At 50.5% G+C, this 1764-nt stretch carries 2 protein-coding genes and 1 pseudogene; 2 read left to right on the plus strand and 1 reads right to left on the minus strand.

The window, feature by feature from the left end; translation table 11 throughout:
- Positions 1–240 (minus strand): transposase (locus tag W930_RS0124940; RefSeq protein ID WP_028731402.1); only part of this gene is annotated, 240 nt, incomplete at its 3' end.
- Between the two features lie 282 nt (positions 241–522).
- Between W930_RS0124940 and W930_RS29940 the strand changes: the two genes are divergently transcribed.
- Together W930_RS29940 and W930_RS0124945 are read left to right on the plus strand one after the other, a co-directional pair.
- Positions 523–831, plus strand: coding sequence for a DUF3630 family protein (locus W930_RS29940; RefSeq protein ID WP_081326841.1), 309 nt, complete (start codon positions 523–525; stop codon positions 829–831).
- A gap of 488 nt (positions 832–1319) precedes the next feature.
- Positions 1320–1764, plus strand: a pseudogene (locus W930_RS0124945) (hemagglutinin repeat-containing protein); the annotation flags it as partial.

Raw genomic sequence — 1764 nt, forward strand, 5'->3', positions numbered from 1 at the left:
CAGAATGGCCTTGTCCAGGCTTAGCTCGGCCACTAGCTTCTTGAGCCGTGCGTTCTCGTCTTGCAACTGTTTGAGCTCACGTACCTGATCTGACTGCATACCGGCATATTGCTTCTTCCAGCGATAAAACGTCTGCTCCGAAATACCGACGTGACGGATGAGATCGGCCACCGGCATTCCCAACTCGGCCTGCTTCAGTACCGCCACAATCTGCTCGACTGAAAAGCGCTTGCGTTTCATAGCAAACTCCTCCTTTTTCCAAGGGTAAAGTTTGCCGAAAAACTAACGCCCCAGGTGGTCCAGAATTCTCATTGCAGATCACGAGAGAAACGCACTTAAACTGCAATATCGAGACATATCCCCTCCAGACTTCGTGGCGGCGGCGGAAGCGAGAAACGTGGAGAAGTACGGGAACAAACTGGGGCCCTCAGTTGAACAACTCAGACAGAAGGGGCTGTCGTGGACGGATATTGCTAACGGTGCTGCTCGCCCTGGCGGACAAGACTTTGGATTCGGAAAATAATGAAAACCACTTTGGAAACATCGCCGACTGGATTCCGATATATCTCGGTCCAGGAGCGCGTTGATTGGGGCAGCGCTCCGAGTATTGTCGAGGATATCCTCAGTCGCCTTGGTGCTAGTGACGTGATGACAGTTGCGAATGATGACGCGGTATCCGTTGACACAAAATGGTGGAATTTCACTTTTGACGGAAAACGATTCAGAGTGGTTTATGAAGAATATCCGCGAAGCCTCTCGATAGAGCCTATGGAAAAGTTGGATTCTACGGTTTTGGCTGAGATTTCACGGTTGCTTTTGGTGGAAAAATAATATTTCTTTGCTTTTCAATGTTTTGTAAATTAATTGAAAATTTGTTTTTAGTGTTTGATGGTGATTTTTTGTTTGGTTGGTTGAATCTGTTTAATTAAGATTAATCAATTTTTAGCGAATTTATGGTGGTGGATTTTCGATGAAGTAATGAAGTTAAATATCTGGGGTGGTGATTTCCTTGAGGTTGAAGGAGTGTGCGGAAATTCTTGAGGCTGCGCTTGAAGGGAATCTCGGTAGAAGTAAAGACGTGGCGTTTTTGGTAACCTATCCGGCGTTGCTCGAAGCGATATCCGATGCGAGGCGGGATTGGTAATGCAACCTCGTCATCTGGACTGGCTGGAATACTGAAAACTAAAGTGGGAAATACCTGAATTTGCGGACGTAGCAGAGATTGGTTGAGTTTCAATTGCTCATGTGAGGGGCGTTGCCTGATGACGGTGGGGCGTAAGGAATAAGGCATCGCTCATAAAGCCTTCCTCAAAATAAATTCCGCGGTGATTGTGAGCGGCGGCGATACGAATATCGTCGGCGGCAATGTGAATGCGGACAATGTGATTGCGCGTGTGGGCGGCGATCTGAACATCGCCAGCGTGCAGGACACGAGCGAGAGTTCGGCACATCAGGAGAGTATGGGTGGCGGGTTCAGCGCAAGCATGGGCGGCGCGTCGGGGAGCTTCAGCTATTCGCGCGGTAACGCGAGCGGCAACTATGCGGGTGTGGTTGAGCAAGCGGGGATTCAGGCGGGCTCTGGCGGATTCGACATCAATGTTGCGGGGAATACGGATCTGCAGGGCTCGTATATCGCCAGCACGGCAGACCCGTCGAAGAACCAACTCACGACGGGCACGTTGACGTACCCGACATCCAGAATCATTCCGACTACAGCGCGAACAGCTTCGGCTTTGGCGGTGGAGGCACGTTCGGCAACGGGGG

The organism is Pandoraea sp. E26 (assembly GCF_000681415.1).
In the GTDB taxonomy this organism is placed as follows: Bacteria; Pseudomonadota; Gammaproteobacteria; order Burkholderiales; family Burkholderiaceae; genus Pandoraea; species Pandoraea pnomenusa.